The organism is Mycetocola spongiae, assembly GCF_020424085.1.
Classification (GTDB): domain Bacteria; phylum Actinomycetota; class Actinomycetes; order Actinomycetales; family Microbacteriaceae; genus Mycetocola; species Mycetocola spongiae.
The window spans coordinates 1,047,102-1,063,973 of sequence record NZ_CP080203.1 but is presented as its reverse complement, the minus strand read 5'-3'; the positions used below and the strand labels follow the sequence as shown (position 1 = coordinate 1,063,973).

The 16,872-nt window shown below is 66.6% G+C and carries 16 protein-coding genes; 12 read left to right on the top strand and 4 right to left on the bottom strand.

Going from position 1 to position 16,872, the window contains the following annotated elements; translation table 11 throughout:
- Positions 1-4: 4 nt before the first annotated feature.
- The 8 genes from pgsA to miaA all read left to right on the top strand — a co-directional run bounded on the left by pgsA (position 5) and on the right by miaA (position 8,360).
- A complete protein-coding gene (gene pgsA / locus KXZ72_RS04900; protein WP_226082618.1) occupies positions 5-586 on the top strand; it encodes a CDP-diacylglycerol--glycerol-3-phosphate 3-phosphatidyltransferase in 582 nt (193 codons plus the stop codon).
- Positions 583-1,092, top strand: a complete 510-nt coding sequence (locus KXZ72_RS04895; protein WP_226082617.1) for a CinA family protein — start codon at positions 583-585, stop codon at positions 1,090-1,092. The genes pgsA and KXZ72_RS04895 overlap by 4 nt, the downstream gene beginning before the upstream one ends.
- 173 nt (positions 1,093-1,265) lie before the next feature.
- Positions 1,266-1,574, top strand: coding sequence for a helix-turn-helix domain-containing protein (locus KXZ72_RS04890; protein ID WP_226082616.1), 309 nt, complete (start codon positions 1,266-1,268; stop codon positions 1,572-1,574).
- A 124-nt stretch (positions 1,575-1,698) separates the two neighbouring features.
- Entirely contained in the window at positions 1,699-1,923 is a 225-nt protein-coding gene (locus KXZ72_RS04885; protein WP_226082615.1) for a DUF3046 domain-containing protein, read from the top strand.
- A gap of 343 nt (positions 1,924-2,266) precedes the next feature.
- Positions 2,267-3,400, top strand: a complete 1,134-nt coding sequence (recA, locus tag KXZ72_RS04880; RefSeq protein ID WP_226082614.1) for a recombinase RecA — start codon at positions 2,267-2,269, stop codon at positions 3,398-3,400.
- 600 nt (positions 3,401-4,000) lie between these two features.
- Positions 4,001-4,942, top strand: a complete 942-nt coding sequence (locus KXZ72_RS04875; protein ID WP_226082613.1) for a regulatory protein RecX — start codon at positions 4,001-4,003, stop codon at positions 4,940-4,942.
- An 862-nt stretch (positions 4,943-5,804) separates the two neighbouring features.
- A complete protein-coding gene (miaB, locus tag KXZ72_RS04870; protein WP_226082612.1) occupies positions 5,805-7,418 on the top strand; it encodes a tRNA (N6-isopentenyl adenosine(37)-C2)-methylthiotransferase MiaB in 1,614 nt (537 codons plus the stop codon).
- On the top strand, positions 7,419-8,360 hold the full coding sequence (gene miaA, locus KXZ72_RS04865) for a tRNA (adenosine(37)-N6)-dimethylallyltransferase MiaA (protein ID WP_226082611.1): 942 nt from the start codon (positions 7,419-7,421) through the stop codon (positions 8,358-8,360). It abuts the gene before it with no gap.
- 48 nt (positions 8,361-8,408) lie between these two features.
- On the opposite strand, the gene KXZ72_RS04860 is transcribed toward miaA, so the two are convergent.
- The 3 genes from KXZ72_RS04860 to KXZ72_RS04850 are packed head-to-tail and all read right to left on the bottom strand — an operon-like array spanning position 8,409 to position 11,511.
- Entirely contained in the window at positions 8,409-9,926 is a 1,518-nt protein-coding gene (locus tag KXZ72_RS04860; protein ID WP_226082610.1) for a tripartite tricarboxylate transporter permease, read from the bottom strand.
- On the bottom strand, positions 9,914-10,534 hold the full coding sequence (locus KXZ72_RS04855) for a tripartite tricarboxylate transporter TctB family protein (RefSeq protein ID WP_226082609.1): 621 nt from the start codon (positions 10,532-10,534) through the stop codon (positions 9,914-9,916). The genes KXZ72_RS04860 and KXZ72_RS04855 overlap by 13 nt, the downstream gene beginning before the upstream one ends.
- Positions 10,531-11,511, bottom strand: coding sequence for a Bug family tripartite tricarboxylate transporter substrate binding protein (locus tag KXZ72_RS04850; RefSeq protein ID WP_226082608.1), 981 nt, complete (start codon positions 11,509-11,511; stop codon positions 10,531-10,533). The genes KXZ72_RS04855 and KXZ72_RS04850 overlap by 4 nt, the downstream gene beginning before the upstream one ends.
- 197 nt (positions 11,512-11,708) lie before the next feature.
- Between KXZ72_RS04850 and KXZ72_RS04845 the strand changes: the two genes are divergently transcribed.
- Positions 11,709-13,013, top strand: coding sequence for a sensor histidine kinase (locus KXZ72_RS04845; RefSeq protein WP_226082607.1), 1,305 nt, complete (start codon positions 11,709-11,711; stop codon positions 13,011-13,013).
- Positions 13,003-13,734 carry a response regulator gene (locus KXZ72_RS04840; RefSeq protein WP_226082606.1) on the top strand — a complete coding sequence of 244 codons (732 nt, stop codon included), beginning with the start codon at positions 13,003-13,005 and terminating at the stop codon, positions 13,732-13,734. The genes KXZ72_RS04845 and KXZ72_RS04840 overlap by 11 nt, the downstream gene beginning before the upstream one ends.
- A gap of 126 nt (positions 13,735-13,860) precedes the next feature.
- On the opposite strand, the gene KXZ72_RS04835 is transcribed toward KXZ72_RS04840, so the two are convergent.
- Positions 13,861-14,253, bottom strand: a complete 393-nt coding sequence (locus tag KXZ72_RS04835; protein ID WP_226082605.1) for a hypothetical protein — start codon at positions 14,251-14,253, stop codon at positions 13,861-13,863.
- 710 nt (positions 14,254-14,963) lie between these two features.
- Between KXZ72_RS04835 and dapF the strand changes: the two genes are divergently transcribed.
- A complete protein-coding gene (dapF, locus tag KXZ72_RS04830; RefSeq protein WP_226082604.1) occupies positions 14,964-15,863 on the top strand; it encodes a diaminopimelate epimerase in 900 nt (299 codons plus the stop codon).
- A 2-nt stretch (positions 15,864-15,865) separates the two neighbouring features.
- Positions 15,866-16,576, top strand: a complete 711-nt coding sequence (locus KXZ72_RS04825) for a FadR/GntR family transcriptional regulator (RefSeq protein WP_226082603.1) — start codon at positions 15,866-15,868, stop codon at positions 16,574-16,576.
- The last annotated feature ends 296 nt before the right edge of the window (positions 16,577-16,872 follow it).

The window sequence follows — 16,872 nt, the reverse complement described above, 5'->3', positions numbered from 1 at the left end:
AACCGTGACCACACCCACCCCGGCGGTACGCCCGTCAAACTGGAATATTCCCAATGCCATCACCGTGGTGCGCATCCTGCTCGCCCCGCTGTTTATCTGGTGGCTGCTCGCGGATGACGGCGCCGATGGCCCGCTGCGCTGGGCCGCGGCCGTCCTCTTTATCGTGGCGATTGCCACCGATGGCATCGACGGCGCGATCGCCCGCCGCACGGGTACGGTCACGGATCTGGGCAAGCTGCTGGATCCCATTGCCGATAAAATCCTCACCGGCGGCGCACTCGTGGCGCTGTCGATCCTGGGCGAGCTGCCGTGGTGGGTCACCATCATCGTGCTGGTGCGCGAGGTGGGCATCACGGTGCACCGGATGATCGTGGTCAACGATCATGTGGTGGCCGCCGCCTGGATGGGCAAGCTGAAAACGGTCGCGCAGTCGGTCGCGATCTCGCTGGCACTGCTGCCGCTCTGGACGGTTGTGGGCGAGTGGATTCACTGGGTGAATACCGCCACCATGACCATCGCCGTGCTGCTGACCGTGGCCAGCGGCATCGACTATGTGATCACCGCGGTGCGGGGCAGCCGGAAATGAGTGCGGCCGCCGAGCTGCTGCGGGATCTCGCGCGCGCGGGCCTCACCGTGGCCACGGCGGAATCGCTCACGGGCGGCCTGCTGGCGGCCACGCTGATCGACGTGCCCGGGGCCTCGGCCGTGGTGCGCGGGGGAATTATCGCCTATGACACCGGGCTGAAGGAGTCGCTTCTCGGGGTGGAGGGCGCGCTGCTTGCGCGCAGCGGCCCCGTGCATCCCGAGGTGGCCCGGCAGATGGCGCGCGGTGTGCGCCGGGCGTGTGCGCTTGGGGTGGGCGAGCCGGCGATCGGCATCGCCACCACCGGTGTCGCGGGCCCCGATCCCGACCCGGCCACGGGGCAGGGTGCTGGCACCGTCTACCTGGGCATTTCGAGCGCGCGGGGCGAGCGTTGTGTGGCGCTAAAACTGGCGGGGGATCGCGGCCGGATCCGGGCGGATACCGTGGCGGCGGCGCTCGCGGAGATCGCGAGCGAGGCCGCGGAACTCGCCACATTCCCGCGAAGCTGAGAAATACCCGACAGCGGGGAATACCCGGGAGGGGGTACCCGTTGGAGATAGTGATACAACATCAGATGTCGGTTTTATTTCATAAGGCATTTTCTCAGGGATGCGTATAGTAATCTGAGTCATCCCTCGGTCTACAATGATCTAAGAACCGAGCAGCAGAAAGGGAGGGTCAAATGGTACTCGTACGTCAAGAGATCGGCGACGTTCTTCGTGACTTCCGCCTGCAGAAGGGGCGCACCCTCCGCCAGGTAGCCGGCAAGGCCAGTGTGGCACTGGGCTATTTGAGCGAGGTCGAGCGGGGCCAGAAAGAGGCATCCAGCGAGATTCTCGCCTCGGTAGCCGACGCACTGGACACGCCGATTTCGGTCATCATGCGCGAGGTGGGCGACCGCCTGGCAATCCTCGAGGGCATCGATCCGATCCCCGATACCGTGCCCGAGAGCTTCACCGCAGACATCGCCGCGGAACTGGCCATTCGCTAGTCCGTAGCCCGATAATCTCACCGGGATGGTGTTTTACCCCGGAAAAACGGCCTCTCAGAAATGAGGGGCCGTTTTTATGTGCCCGCGGGCGGAGGGCGTCGGCGGGAGTGGTTAGGCTAGACGCGTGAAACTCAGTGAGATGCGCCGGGCCGTGACGGATGAATTTGGCGAGGGCTATGGGGCCGTCGTGACGCGTGACCTTGTGCTGCGGGTGCTGGGCGGGAAAACCGCCGAGGAGGCCCTGGCCGCGGGAATCGCGCCGCGGGATGTCTGGCTTGCGCTCTGTGAGGAAACCGATGTTCCGCCCGAGCGGCGCTATGGTGTGGGGCTGCCGCCGCCGCGTAAATAGGCGGGCGTTTGCGCACGGGGCGCGGGTTAGCCGCCGGCCCCGGGCCTGCGCGCGGGCCGGGCCCGCGCCGGCGGCGGAGCGGATGGCCGCACCCGGAGGCGAAATCATCTTCGACACGCCGCGCCGCCCAGTCGAACATTCATTCGGATACGCGTATGCTCCTACACAGGAGATCGAGTCCTCGAAGTTTTCCACAGTGGGAGCGGATTCCGCCGCAATGTCGGTGGCTGCTCGTAGTGTCGAAATCACGAGATACATCGGTTCTCTAGCCTTGTCGGCGCAGCCTCCGCTGCGAGACAGTATGCAGGCGCAACCCACTTCCGAGCAGAAAAGAGTTAACATCATGGCTTCTCCCACGGACCGCGAAAAGGCCCTCGAAACCGCCCTCGCCCAGATTGACCGCCAGTTCGGTAAGGGCTCGGTTATGCGCCTCGGAAGTGACGAGCGTGCCCCCGTGGAGGTCATCCCCACCGGGTCGATTGCCCTGGATGTTGCGCTCGGCATTGGTGGGCTTCCGCGTGGCCGCATCATCGAGATCTACGGCCCCGAGTCCTCCGGTAAAACCACCCTCACGCTGCACGCCATTGCCAATGCCCAGAAGCTGGGTGGCATCGCCGCGTTCATCGACGCCGAGCACGCCCTCGACCCCGAGTACGCCAAGAAGCTGGGTGTAGACATCGACTCGCTCCTGGTCTCGCAGCCCGATACCGGAGAGCAGGCGCTGGAAATCGCCGATATGCTGATCCGCTCCGGCTCCATTGACCTCATCGTCATCGACTCCGTGGCCGCGCTGGTGCCCCGCGCCGAGATCGAGGGCGAGATGGGTGACTCGCACGTGGGTCTCCAGGCCCGCCTGATGTCGCAGGCCCTGCGAAAGATCACGGGTGGCCTCAACCAGACCAAAACCAGCATGATCTTCATCAACCAGCTGCGTGAAAAGATCGGTGTGTTCTTCGGAAGCCCCGAGACCACCTCGGGTGGTAAGGCCCTGAAGTTTTATGCCTCGGTTCGTCTGGATATCCGACGCATCGAAACCCTCAAGGATGGCACCGATGCGGTGGGTAACCGCACCCGCGTGAAGGTTGTAAAAAATAAGATGGCCCCGCCCTTTAAGCAGGCCGAGTTTGACATCCTCTACGGTGTGGGTATCTCCCGCGAGGGCAGCCTGATCGACTTTGGTGTTGACCACGGCATCGTGAAGAAGTCGGGTTCCTGGTATACCTACGACGGCGAGCAGCTGGGCCAGGGTAAGGAAAACTCCCGTAACTTCCTGCTGAAAAACACCGATGTGGCGCTTGAGATCGAGAATAAGCTTCTTGCCAAGCTGGGCATCGGCGCCGTGGGTGCCGCCGCCAAGGCCAAGGCAGACGCCGAGGCCGCCGCGGCCGCGAAGGCCGCCGAGGGCGCGCCCGCCGAGGCCCCCGCGGCCCCGGCCAAGGCCGCCGCGAAGGCTCCCGCGCTGAAGCGCGGGGCGTAGCTCACCGTGGTTCGCTTCGTAGACGAGGGCTCCGGCTCCGAGCCGGACCAGGCCGAGGAATCGGCACCTACCTCCTCCGCGGGGTGGGGCTTTCCCGGAACCGGCAACGGTTCCGCGGCGGGCTCCACCCCCTGGGGTCGCGCCGCCGCGCGCGCCCCGGGCCCGATCTTTGAGGATGAGCCCGCCTCCTCGACGGATGACTCGCTCACGGATGACCCGGCGGGGGAGTCCAGGGGCGGGGAAGCTTTAAACGCTGGGGCCGCGGGGTTTGGGCCCGCGGGCTCCGCGCGGCCGGGTGCCGGGCCGATTGGTTCCGAGCTGGCCGGTGCCCCGCACGCAGGAGCCGGGCCCGTGAGCTCTGGACCTGTGAGTTCTGGGCCGGTCGGTTTTGGGCCTGCCGATTCCGAGGCTGTTGGCTCTGGGCCGGTTGATGCTGGGGCGGTCGGTTTCGATCCGGCGGGTTCTGAGCGTGTCGGTTCCGAGCCAGTTGGTTCCGAGCCGGTTTCCGCGCGTTCGGGTTCCGCCCGCCGCGCCGCGCCGCGTGCCGCATCCGTATCAGCCGATAGCGCCGCATCCGATGCCGCCGAGACGCGGTCGGGTGTGGGCAGTACCGCCGAGTCCGCGCGCGGCACCGGGCCCGCCGCCCCCGCGGAAACGCTCGCCCCGGTGATCTCACTGGCCGCGCGCTGGGCATCCCGGGCAGAGTCCGGAGATTCTCCCGCCGGTGCCGAGTCCGCGCCCGAGGCCGCCCCGATCGACGCACCCGCCGAGGCCACACGCCCGAGGCTGCGGGCGCTTAATACGCACCCCGCTCCCGTCGCGGCCGCGGCGGAGGCCCCTCCCACGGAGTCCGCATCGCCCGCGGTATCCGGGCGGCCCGAGGCCGAGGCAGAGACCGCGCGCCCGTTGCGGGCGGCGGTGATTGCCGCCGAGACTCCGGTCACGGGCCTGGCCCCCGTGTCGCGGTTTCCCGCCCTCGGGGCGGTCCCCGAGGAGCCGGCGCTTCCGGCGTTTGTGGAATACGACGATCCCGAACCGGAAGAGGAGGAGCCCGAGCCGGTAGACCCCGAATGGGCCCTCGACCAGCTGGTGCGCCGACTCGCGCGCCGCGGCCTGAGCCGCGCCGAGGTTCTGACCGCGGCGCGCGACCTGGGCCTCGACGAGGAACAGGTCGAACAGGCCCGCGAACGCCTCGACGACCTGGGCTATCTTGACGACACCGTGCTCGCGGAGGAAATCAAACACAGCCTCTACGATCGCAAGGGCAAGTCCCGCACGGTTGTCGCCCGGGAAATGGCGCAGCGGAAGATTCCGCAGGAGGTCATCACCGAGGTGCTCTCCAGCGTGGAGGACGACGACGAACTCGCCGCCGCCACCGAGCTGGCCATTAAACGCATCGGCCAGCTCTCCTCCTATGACGATGCCACCGTGGATCGCCGCCTGAGCGGTTTCCTCTCCCGCCGCGGCTATAACGGCCAGATCGTGCGCGGCGCCATCAAGGCGGCGATGTCGTCGCGCGGCTCCCGCGTGCGCTTCCGCTAATCCCCGCCACCCCGGGGTGGCCCACCCCGTCCGCCCCGGGGGCCGCGACGCCCGGGGCGTTGCGGCGGGCCCGGGCGTCCGGGCAACCCCGGGCCTCGCCCGTGCAGCTCCGTTTTTGGTGTGGTCCTGCGGGGCCTGGGGCCTGAGGCCTGTGGGCGGTGTGCCGCGCTCTTCCGGGTCTGTTGGTGGTGTGCTTCCGTTCGGACTTGTTCATTGGGGGCTCCAACCCCGGTCTGCTCGCGGGGTGCTCCTGTTCCGGTTTGCTCGTGACGTGTTCCCGTGCAGCTCTGTTTTCGGTGTGGTCCTGCGGGGGCCTCTGGCGGCGTGCCGCGCTCTCCCGGGTCTGTTGCTGGCGTGCGCTCGTTGGGGCTTATTAGTGGTGTGTTTCTTCTGGGGCCCGTTTATGGTGTGCTCCCACTTTGACATGCTCGTGGTGTGGTCCCGCAGTGGCCTGTTTCTGGTGTGGTCTCGCTGTGGCCTATGGCCTTGTGGGCGGCGTGCTGCGCTCTCCCAGGCCTGTTTGTGGTGTGCTCACGTTGGGGCCTATTGATGGCGTGCTTCCGCTTCGAGTGGCTCGTGGAGTGCGCCGTCCCGTTTTAGCCCGTTTATGGTGTGCTTTCCCTTAGGCCTGCTTATGGTGTGCCTCCACCTTGGCTTGCTTATGGCGTGTTTCTTCCGGGGCCTGTGGGTGGTGTGCTCCCGCTCCGACTTATTTGTGGCGTTCGCCCCCATGAGCCCGTCGCGGTCACGGACAGGCAACGCGCCGCCGAATGATCGCCGGGATACGCGAAATATTGGGCGTTTGACCGCCGTTGTCGGCGAGAAATCGTTTTTGGAGCGGGGGGGTTCGTAGAATAGGGGTATGAGCATTTCCGTGAGCACCCCCACCGTGATTGCACCGTCGGTCGCCGCCACCGATGACGCCGGTCGTCGCCGCACCTATGAGGTGCGCACGTATGGCTGCCAGATGAACGTCCACGACTCCGAGCGCCTCAGCGGCTCCCTCGAGGCGGCGGGCTATGTTCCCGCGGCCGGTGCCCAGCCCGATGTGGTGGTCATCAATACCTGCGCGGTGCGCGAAAATGCCGATAATAAGCTCTACGGCAACCTCGGCCACCTGGCCACGGTAAAAAAGAAGCACGCCGGCATGCAGATCGCCGTGGGCGGCTGCCTCGCCCAGAAGGATAAAAACGTCATTCTGGAAAAGGCCCCGTGGGTGGACGTCGTCTTCGGAACCCACAACATGGGCTCGCTGCCGAGCCTGCTGGAGCGCGCGCGTCATAACGACGAGGCCCAGCTTGAGATCCTCGACTCCCTGGAAACCTTCCCGTCCACGCTGCCCACCAAGCGCGATTCCAGCTATAGCGGCTGGGTCTCCATCTCGGTCGGCTGCAATAACACCTGCACGTTCTGCATCGTGCCCACCCTGCGCGGCAAGGAAAAAGACCGCCGCCCGGGCGAGATCCTCGCCGAGGTACAGGCCCTTGTGGACGATGGCGCAATCGAGGTCACCCTCCTCGGCCAGAACGTCAACAGCTATGGCGTGGAATTCGGCGATCGTTTTGCCTTCAGCAAGCTGCTGCGTGCCGTGGCCGCAATCGACGGCCTCGAGCGCATCCGCTTCACGAGCCCGCACCCCGCCGCGTTCACCACCGATGTGATCGACGCGATGGCCGAGCTGCCCAATGTGATGCCGCAGCTGCACATGCCGCTGCAATCGGGTTCCGATACCATCCTGCGCGCGATGCGCCGCTCCTATCGCAGTAAAAAATTCCTCGGCATCCTCGACCAGGTGCGCGAAAAAATCCCGCACGCCGCCATCTCCACCGATATCATCGTGGGCTTCCCGGGCGAGACCGAGGAGGACTTCGAGGACACGCTGCGCGTGGTCGAGGCCTCGCGCTTTGCCACGGCGTTTACCTTCCAGTACTCCGTGCGCCCCGGAACCCCCGCGGGTGAGATGGAAAACCAGATCCCCAAGGAGATCGTGCAGGCCCGCTACGAGCGCCTCGCCGAGCTGCAGGACCGCATCTGCTGGGAGGAAAACCAGAAGCTTATTGGCCGCGAGGTGCAGCTGCTGGTTGCCACCGGCGAGGGCAAAAAGGACGCCGCCACCAACCGCATGTCGGGCCGCGCCGAGGACTCGCGCCTCGTCCACTTCGAGGTCCCCGAGGGTTCCGAGATTCCCCGCCCCGGAGACATCGTGACCGCCACGATCACCCAGGCCGCGCCGTTCCACCTGATCGCCGATTCCACCGATGGCTCCCCGTTGCAGATCCGTCGCACCCGCGCCGGCGACGCCTGGGATCGCAACCAGGCCGAGTCCTGCGGCGTCCCCGAGACCCCCGGCGATTCCGCGGCCCCCGCGGGTGGCCCGGTAAACCTCGGGTTCCCCTCGCTGCGCGTGGGTCCGCCCTCGGCGGGTCCCGGCGTGGGCACCGTCCCGATCTATAACACCAACGACGACCTGCGCTAGGTGGCCGCCTCAGCACAGCCCACGCCGCGCCTGATCGCGGTGGTGGGCGCCACCGGCACGGGCAAGAGCGATCTCTCGCTGGAGATCGCTCGCGTGCTGGCGGCGCGTGGCGCGCGCGCGGAGATCGTGAACGCCGATGCGATGCAGTTTTATCGCGGCATGGATATCGGCACGGCCAAGCTCACCGCCGCCGAGCGCTCCGAGTTCCCGCACCATATGTTTGACACGCTGGAGGTGAGCGAGGACGCCGCGGTGGCCCATTTTCAGCCCGCCGCCCGCGCGATCATCGCCGAGATTTTGGCCCGGGGTGCCTGGCCGATCCTCGTGGGCGGTTCGGGCCTCTACGTTTCCAGCGTGCTCTATGATTTTGAGTTCCCCGGACAGGACGATGCCATCCGGGCGCGGCTCGAGGCCGAACTGGCCGCCTCGGGTCCCGGCCTGCTCTTTCAGCGGCTGCGCGCGCTCAGCGCCGAGGCCGCCGAGAAGATTGGCCCGCATAATGGCCGCCGGATCGTGCGCGCCCTCGAGGTGGCCGAGCTCACCGGGTCCCCGCTTAACGGCATGCTCCCCGAGGAGCCGGAGTATTGGACGCCAACCCTGCTGATTGGGCTCTCCGCCCCGCGCGAGGTCCTGGTGGAGCGGTTGGATGCGCGCGTGCAGCGGATGTGGGACGCGGGACTTCTCGCCGAGGTCTCCGATCTCTTGGCCCGCGGCGTGGACGAGGGGGTCACCGCGCGGCGCGCGATTGGTTATGCCCAGGCCATCGGCGAGCTGCGCGGGGAGCTGACGCGGGACGCGGCGATCGAGGAGACCCGTGCGCTCACCCGGCGCTATGCGCGCCGCCAGGTGAGCTGGTTTAAACGCTATGCCGATACCCTTTGGTTTGATACCTCCGAGCGGGGGATCACCGAGATCGGTGTGCTGGTCGGCGAGCTGCTGTAGCCGCCAACGGTGGGGTGCGTCCCGCGGGACGCACCCCACCGTTGTGCGCTAGGCGGCGACGCTCCGGCGCGAGGCCCGCCGCCGCACGGCCTGCACAAGCGTGAACAGGATCGCCACGGCCATCAGCGAGTAGAGCGTGATGGTGATCGGGGAATCGATCAGGATCCCCAGGTCTCCCTCCGAGACCGTGAGCGCGCGCCGCAGCTCCGTCTCCGCGAGCGGGCCGAGGATCGCGGCGATCAGCACGGGCGCGAGCGGCACCGCAAACCGGCGCATGATAAAGCCCAGCACTCCGATGCCCAGCACCAGCCAGAGATCGGTCGGGGAGGAGGCAATCGCATAGACACCCAGCATCGCAAAGAGCGTGATCCCGGCGTAGAGATAGTGCTTGGGGATCAGCAGCAGGCGCGCCCAGACCGCCGCGAAGGGCAGGTTGATGGCCAGCAGGATCACCAGGCCTACAAAGAGGCTCGCGAGCAGCGGCCAGACCAGGTCCGCGCTGCGCTCAAAGAGCAGCGGCCCGGGCTGCATGCCGTATTGCTGGAACGCGGCCAGCATCATCGCGGCCGTGGCCGAGGTGGGCAGGCCCAGCGCAAGCAGCGCGCCCATGGCCGTGCCGGCCGTGGCGTTTCCGGCGGCCTCGGGGGCGGCCACACCCTGGATCGCCCCGCGCGTCCCAAAATCGGGGTCCTTGCGGCGTTGCGCGAGCTTCTTTTCCGTGCCATAGGCGAGGAATGTGGGCACCTCGGAGCCGCCCACCGGGATCGCCCCAAACGGAATACCAAACGAGGCACCACGCAGGAACGCCGGCAGGGCCTGCCGGAACTCGCGCAGCGTCAGGAATGGCGAGCCCTTCGCGGAAATCTGTTTGGCCAGGCCTCCGCGGTGAATCCGCGACGCAATATGCAGGACCTCCCCGAGCGCAAGCAGTCCCACCGTGATGACGATGATCGAGATGCCGTCAAAGAGCTGCGGCAGGCCCAGGGTGAAGCGGGCGGTGCCGCTGGGGCCGTCGATTCCCACCATCGCCAGCGCAAGTCCGATGCCCAGCGCGATCAGGCCGCGCAGCACCGATTCGGCCACCACCGAGGAGATCGCGATAAACGCGAAGGCCGCGAGCGCAAAATACTCGGCGGGCCCAAATAGCGTGGCCAGGCGCACCAGGTAGGGGCTGAAAAAGACCACGAGGGTGGTGGCGATCATGCCGCCGATAAACGCGCCGATGGCCGAGGTTCCGAGGGCCTTGGCCGCGCGTCCGCTGAGCGCCATCCGATGGCCCTCAAATGTGGTGGCGATGGCCGAGGAGTTCCCGGGGGTATTCAGCAGGATTCCGGCGGTGGAATCGCCAAAGAGCCCGCCAAAATAGATGCTCGCAAACATGATGAATGCGCCCGTGGGGTCCAGGCTGAACGTGACCGGGAGCAGCAGGGCCACGGCCATGGCCGAGCCCAGCCCGGGCAGCACGCCCACCGCGGTGCCCAGGACGGCACCGATCAGGAGCCAGAGCAGGTTGATGGGCGCGAGGGCCACGCCAAAGCCGTCAAGCAGGTGACCTAGCTGATCCATGGGAATACTCCAGACAGGATGCCGGAAGGCAGGGTGAGGCCCAGCCCCGCTGAAAACGCGAGCTGGATGGCGGAGGAGACGAGGAGCGAGATGCCCACGTCAAAGAGCGGCCGGCGGCTGCCGAGGGCGCGCGAGATCACCCAGAACAGGAGGGTGCCGGAGAAGATCCAGCCCACCGGTTCCAGGATCAGGATAAACACGATCAGCGCCCCCAGCACTGTGAGGAAGGTTTTCCAATCGGTGCCGGCTCGAGGCACGTTATCGCTGTTGGCCTCGCTGATCACGCGGATCTCGGACGTGGTATCGATATCGCCCAGGTCCTCCAGCAGGTCGGTGCTCATCTCCACGTCATCGCTGCCGCCGGCTCCCACCTCGCTGCGCGGGGAGCGGAATACGCTGACCGCCAGCAGGATACCGAGCACGGTCAGACCCACCGTGATGATGGTCGGGAAGAAGCGTGGGCCCGGGGTGCTGATACCCTCGGGTACCTCCATCGTGAGGGTGCCATAGCCGAGGCCGGCCGCGAGGGCCAAAACGATTCCGGCCATGACCAGTTCCTCGCGGCCGCGCCAGCGGGATACGGGCCGCGGGGTGGTGGGGGCGCTCATAGTCCGAGCTCCGTGATCAGGCCGCGCACGCGGGCATCCTCTTCCAGGAGGAACCGGTCAAATTCCTCGCCCGTGGAGAAGCTATCGCTCCAGTTATTGCGGTGCAGGGTATCGCGCCATTCGGAGGTGCCGTGCAGCTCGGTGACGATAGCTATGAGCTCGGCGCGGGCCTCCTCGCCGATGCCGGGCGGGGCCACATAGCCGCGCCAATTGGACATCTCCACGTCCACGCCGGATTCGATAAACGTGGGTACGTTTACCCCCTCCAGGCGTTCGGCGGAGGAGATGCCGAGGGCGCGCAGCGTGCCGGCCTCGATCTGATCGCGGAATTCGTTATAGCCCGAGATACCCGCGGCCGCGGTATTGGAGAGCATCGAGGCGAGCACCTCGCCGCCGCCGGAATAGGCCACATAATTCACCGTATGCGGTTCGATACCCACGGTGCGCCCGAGCAGGCCGCTGAGGAGGTGGTCGATGCTGCCGAGCGAGCCGCCCGCGATTGCGTGACCCCCGGGGTTTTTCCGCCAGGCCTCGATGAACTCGGGGAGCGAGTGATACGGCGAGGCGGCGGGCACCACGAGCACGCTATAGTCATCGGCGAGCCGGGCAATGGGCGTGCTATCGGCGAGGGTTTCGGGGGTCTTGGAGAGCGCGCTTGCGCCGATCATGACCGCCCCGGTGACCATCAGAATATCGTCGCGCCCGTCCATCTGGACCAGCTTGCTCAGCCCAATCGTGCCGCCCGCGCCGGGCACGTTAATGACCTGCGCGTTATTGACGATGCCGGCCCGGCGCAGCCCCTGCTGGGCCTCGCGGCCAAAGCCGTCCCATCCGCCTCCGGGGGCGGCCGGGGCCATGATCGTGAGCTTGCTCCGGGCCGAGGCCGTGGAGCCCGCGGCGCTGGCGTCCACCGCGGCCGCGGCAAAGACCCCCACGATCACGATTCCCAGGGCGGCGGAGAGAATCTTATTTCTCATCACATTTCCTTCCCACCGCGGCCACGGCATTGTGGCACATCCAGGCGGTTTCCCCCACCGTATGGGGGGCACGCGGGCCGATGCCAGTTCTGGCCTTTATGGTCTTAAGTGACCGCGGCGGGCGGCCCGCATCCGGGTGTGGCGCTGATAGCCTGGCAGGGGAACGCACTCATGGGCGAGGGCGGGAGGGGACACGCATGGAGAAGCACTCCACGGTCATCCCCGCACGCGGTCCGAGCCGGGTGGCGCTGCTTTTTGTGCAGGTGGGCATCGTCCTGATCTGTGTCCTGGTCACCGTGGTGGTGGCGCTGATCGTGCAGGAGCGCCAAATTCGTGAGGTCACCACCGAGCGCGTGACGCAGGTGGCGGAGAGCCTCGCGGCGCTGCCCACGGTGCGCGAGGGTATTCTGGGGGAGCATCCCGCGCAGGAGCTGCGCCAGATCGCGGATCTGGTGGCGCAGGCCGCGGGCGTGGACTATGTGGTGATCACGGATGACCGCGGGGTGCGGCTTACCCACCCCGATCCCGCGCTGATCGGCGGCACCGTATCCACCGATCACACCCGCGTGCTCGCGGGCGAGCGCTTCATCGGCACCGAGGTGGGCACGATCGGGCCCACACTGCGCGCGAAGATTCCCGTCTATGCCGGGGATACCGTGATCGGCACCGCCTCGGTGGGGATCCTGGAATCGGATCTGGCCGAGGATATGCACGAGGGTGTTGCGGGGCTGCTGCCCTGGGCGCTCGCGGCGCTGGTCTTTGGCATCCTGGCGGCCGCGGGGGTCACGGCGTTTATCGGCCGCCGGCTCGACCGGCTGGAGAGCGATGCCCGCGATCTGGCGGTGCAGCGCCGGCTGGCCGAGGCCCTCGGCGAGCAGTCCCATGAGTTCATTAACCGCCTGCATGTGATCCACGGCCTCCTGGAGGAGGAGGAATCCGCGGAGGCCCTCGACTATATTCGCACGCTGGTACCCGTGGATTCCGAGGTGCCGGTATCGGCCCCCGGGCCACATGCGATGTCCGTGGCGGGTCTGTCCCATCTGCTCGAGCGGCGTGCCCGCGAGCTCTCGGCCCACGGCGGGGCGCTGCACCTGGAGGGGCTCGGCTCCGGCGAGATCGTGGACGAGGACGAGCTTGCCATCATCGCCAACCTCGTGGGCAATGCGGTGGAGGCCGTGCCCGCGGGAGGCTGGGTGCGGGTGGAGCTGAGCCGCCAGGGGGAGGGCACCCTGATTATCGTGAGCGATAGCGGCCCGGGCATCGCGCCGGGGGAGCGCGACCGCGTTTTTGAGCGCGGTTTTAGTACCAAGCAGCCGCTGGAGCGCGGCGATACGGCGCTGCCGCGCGGGATTGGGCTGGCCCTGATCGCGGCGATCATCCGGCGCCGCGCGGGCCGGATCACGGTGGGTGAGGACGCGGGAGGCGGTGCGCGTTTTGAGGCCTGGCTGCCGCGGGTTGATCCCGCGCAGCAGCGAATTTTAGGGGAACATCATGATGATTAATGAGCTATCCGCCCCGGGGGAGCCCGGGCCCGGGAGCGCGCCGGCGCCGATCCGCACGCTGATCGTGGACGATGATCCCGCGGTATGCCGGATGCATGCGCGCGCCCTGGATAAGATCAGCGGCTTTAGCGTGGTGGCCACCGCGGCGAGCGGTGCGGAGGCCATCGAACGCATCCTTTCCGAGGAGGTGGATCTTGTCCTACTGGATATTCACCTGCCCGATTTCAGCGGCGTGGAGGTCCTGCACCGCTTGCGTCGGCTCAGCGATGACCCTGTGGATGTGATCGTGGTGAGCTCCGCCAACGATCCGATCACGGTGTCCCAGGCGGCCTCCGCGCGCATCCGCGATTATCTGGTGAAGCCGTTCTCCCGCACCGTTTTTGAGCAGAAGCTCGGGGCCTATCGGGAGGGCCGCGCGGCCCCCTCCCTCCCGGTGGAACCGGATCGGCTGGCCCAGGAGGATGTGAACGCGCTTATCCAGGCGGGGCTGCATCGCGAGCGTCGCCTCCCCAAGGGCCTCTCCGAGCCCACCGCCCGCCTGGTGGCCGCGGCGATCCCGGAGCACTCGGCGGTCTCGGCGCTGGATGTGGCCGCGGCCTGTGGCCTCTCCCGGATTACCGCGCGCCGCTATCTGGACCACCTCGTGCGCTCCGGAAGCCTGGCCCCGGAGCATCGTTATGGTCAGCGTGGCCGACCCGAAATCCTCTACCGCCGGCCCTGAGGTGCGCGGAGAATGAGGCGGCCTTTTGCTACGGAGACGTTGCGCCCACGACAGGCTGGGAGCAAAATGGGCGGAGAACCGGAGGGGCCGGCCCGCGACCCTCTTTGGCGAAAGACGCTTCCTTATTTAGATGATCTGGTGTGTCCTGACCGTCCGGGTATTGCCGGTAGCCGCTTTCCTCTCGTCCAGAAGTCGTTGCTGTTGTTCGCAGTACAGGGTTCTGGAATAGCGTGGGTGCGTAAAATCTCGGGCGACCCATTCCCAATAGGGAATATTGGGTTCCGTCTCGATGCGAAACCAAATCTGTCCCGCATAGAGCGTGGAGGCCGCGATGACGCCTAGGAAAAAAACGCCTGCGGAAAGCAGCGAGAGCCTGTCGAGCAGTTGTAGACCTACCACCCCGATGAGTATCAATAGCGTTGTACTTATCAGGGGTACCCAGCGAATCCGTGGAACCCGGGCCAGAGCGAGTTGCAACCCTAAACAGATACCGGCAATAAGAATAATAATCAGGTACATATTGCTTCCCTTCCTTTTATCGTGTGGTGCGGACCCTCGAGAATGCGTTATTGCGGAGACTCGTCTTATCGGCTGAATGAATCATCGACCACCACCAGAATCGGGGCAGGCGCACCGGCACTGAATAAGCAGCACGTATGTGTTCCCGCATGGTGAGCGTGAGGGAACCCGGAGGACCAGGCCCGGGTTGGGGTGGCAACGCGGGGAGAGATCGCGTTCCTGCGCGCGGAAACAACCTGAATCAAGCCCCGGACGTTTACCCCGTCCTGGGTATCTTCCTGCGCGTCACGAGCCTTTGGGTTTTCACCCCTCATCCGAATCATCCGGTCCCCGCGGTCCGGTGCCACCCGTTTAACGTGGGCGGAAATAGCTGTCACGGAGTTCTCTGGGCTCGCAGGCGCGGCGGGGGAACTCGTGGCAAGAAAAGCGCTGCCGACTACCGCCACGGGGGCATGAGCGGGACCGAAAATATGCGGCATGTTTTCCCTTGCGTCAGTGAAAGGTGAATCGTCACGTAATAAAAGCATCTTGGGTGGGCAGGGGGAATAACGAGCCATTGTTTTTGTCGCAAAGTGCACCCCGGATAAAATTCACCGGCCGGTCGTCACGCCCTCGGCGGGATCATTTACTCAGGGACGCGCCTTCCCATCTAACGGGCCGTGTCGAGACGCTTTTCGGGGAGGGGCGCAGGGGGTCATACACTGGGGGACATGGCGAATACTCTCGATTTCACTAAGGGACACGGCACCGGCAACGACTTTGTGCTGATTACCGATCCCGCCGGCGAGCGTGTGCTCACCCCCGGCCTGATTGCCGCGCTATGTGATCGCCATTTTGGCATCGGCGCCGATGGCCTGATTCGCGCCGTGCGCTCCGAATCGCTGCCCGCCGGGGAGGCCATCCTGGCCGAGGATCCCGGGGCCGAGTGGTTTATGGACTATTACAACGCCGATGGCTCCACCGCCGAAATGTGTGGCAACGGCATCCGCGTTTTTGTGAAGTATCTGATCGATACCGGCCTGGTCACCCCGGTGCGCGGGGAGACCCTCGCGATCGGCACCCGCGCCGGGGTGCGCGATGTTCAGGTATCCGCGCAGGGTTTCGCGGTGGATCTGGGCCGCTGGCGCCTGGACGAAAACGGCCCCCTGGTGCACCCGCGCGGTGTGCAGGTAGCCCGACCCGGGCTCGGCATTAACGTGGGCAATCCGCATGTGGTGGTGGCGCTCGCCGATGACTCCGAGCTGGAGGGCGCCGATCTGAGTGTCGCGCCGATTCTGGACCCGGCCCCGCCCGAGGGGGCGAATGTGGAACTGGTGGTTCCGCGCGCCCATCTGGTGCAGGACGGTGTGGGGCAGATTCGCATGCGCGTGCACGAGCGCGGTTCGGGGGAGACCCTGTCCTGCGGAACCGGTATTGCCGCGGCCGCCCTCGCCACCCGGCACTGGGCGGGCCCCGGGGCCCCGCATCAGTGGCGCGTGGAGGTACCCGGCGGCGTGGTGGCCGTGCGGATGTTCCCCACCGAGGAGGGTGAGCATGTCTCGCTCTCGGGTCCGGCAGAGCTGGTATATTCCGGCAGCGTGGACCTTGATCGCCTGCGCCGGGAGGGCTAGCCGTGGCGCGCATTTCGCTGGTTCAGGTGGTGGTGGATGACCTGCTGGATCGCATTATTTCGGGCACGCTACCCATCGATGCCGGGCTGCCAAGCGAGGCCGAGATCGGTGCCTCCCATCAGGTGAGCCGGATGACCGTGCGCGAGGCCATTAAGACGCTGCAGGCACAGGGTGTGATCCGGGTGGAATCGGGTCGGGGCAGCTTTGTGAATCCCGTGGCTACCTGGACCTCGATCGACGCGGTGCTGCGTTATGCGGTGGCCGGAAGCGGAGATAGCGATGTGGCCGTGCACCTGGTGGAGGTGCGTCGGCTCTTTGAGACGGGGGCCGCGGCGCTCGCCGCCCTCTCCCGCACCGAGGCCGATCTTGCGGAGCTGGGGGCGCAGCTCACGCTGATGCGCGACGCGCATACCGATAACGACGTGCAGAAATTTGTGGACGCCGATATCGCCTTTCACGATGTGATCCTGCACGCCTCGGGCAATGTTTTCCTGGGCGTGATGTTCCGCCCGCTCACCCGAATCCTCACCGAGCGCCGCGCGCAGACCTCGCGCGTGCCGGAGATCCAGTCCCATGCGATCGCCGAGCATCAGGGCATTCTGGATGCGATTACCGCGGGGGATGCCGAGGCCTCGCGCCTCGCGATGGACTCGCATATGGATCAGACTCTCGACGACCTGCGCCATTATGTGCTGGAGCCACCGAAGAAATAGCCGGGCGCGCCCCGCGGCAGAAAATAGATGTTTTTGTGTCGCATGATTCCGCGGCGGGATGCCCGAGTGGGAGTGTGGCGGCCGTGCGTCACCGGGGCGGGTCTGCCCCGATGATTTGCCCGGGTACCGCGGCGGTTTTTGCGTGCTGCTCGGCCCGGGTGCTGCCGCGCGCGGGCGCGTCATTCGGGCACCGCCCGCCCGCGGCGATTCCGCGCGGGGTGCTCGTGTTGCTCCCGTGATCGGAGGGGCGAGCCCGGGTCGGCGGTCCGTGGGGTACACCCGGCCGCGCGCCGATG

Excerpts from the sequence above, each read along its gene's own strand:
- recA (WP_226082614.1), top strand. The coding sequence starts at position 2,267 with ATGGCTTCTCCCACGGACCGCGAAAAGGCCCTCGAAACCGCCCTCGCC.
- KXZ72_RS04855 (WP_226082609.1), bottom strand. The coding sequence starts at position 10,534 with ATGAGCGCCCCCACCACCCCGCGGCCCGTATCCCGCTGGCGCGGCCGC.
- KXZ72_RS04850 (WP_226082608.1), bottom strand. The coding sequence starts at position 11,511 with ATGAGAAATAAGATTCTCTCCGCCGCCCTGGGAATCGTGATCGTGGGG.
- KXZ72_RS04835 (WP_226082605.1), bottom strand. The coding sequence starts at position 14,253 with ATGTACCTGATTATTATTCTTATTGCCGGTATCTGTTTAGGGTTGCAA.
- KXZ72_RS04860 (WP_226082610.1), bottom strand. The coding sequence starts at position 9,926 with ATGGATCAGCTAGGTCACCTGCTTGACGGCTTTGGCGTGGCCCTCGCG.
- KXZ72_RS04895 (WP_226082617.1), top strand. The coding sequence starts at position 583 with ATGAGTGCGGCCGCCGAGCTGCTGCGGGATCTCGCGCGCGCGGGCCTC.
- dapF (WP_226082604.1), top strand. The coding sequence starts at position 14,964 with ATGGCGAATACTCTCGATTTCACTAAGGGACACGGCACCGGCAACGAC.
- KXZ72_RS04840 (WP_226082606.1), top strand. The coding sequence starts at position 13,003 with ATGATGATTAATGAGCTATCCGCCCCGGGGGAGCCCGGGCCCGGGAGC.
- miaB (WP_226082612.1), top strand. The coding sequence starts at position 5,805 with ATGAGCATTTCCGTGAGCACCCCCACCGTGATTGCACCGTCGGTCGCC.
- KXZ72_RS04890 (WP_226082616.1), top strand. The coding sequence starts at position 1,266 with ATGGTACTCGTACGTCAAGAGATCGGCGACGTTCTTCGTGACTTCCGC.
- KXZ72_RS04845 (WP_226082607.1), top strand. The coding sequence starts at position 11,709 with ATGGAGAAGCACTCCACGGTCATCCCCGCACGCGGTCCGAGCCGGGTG.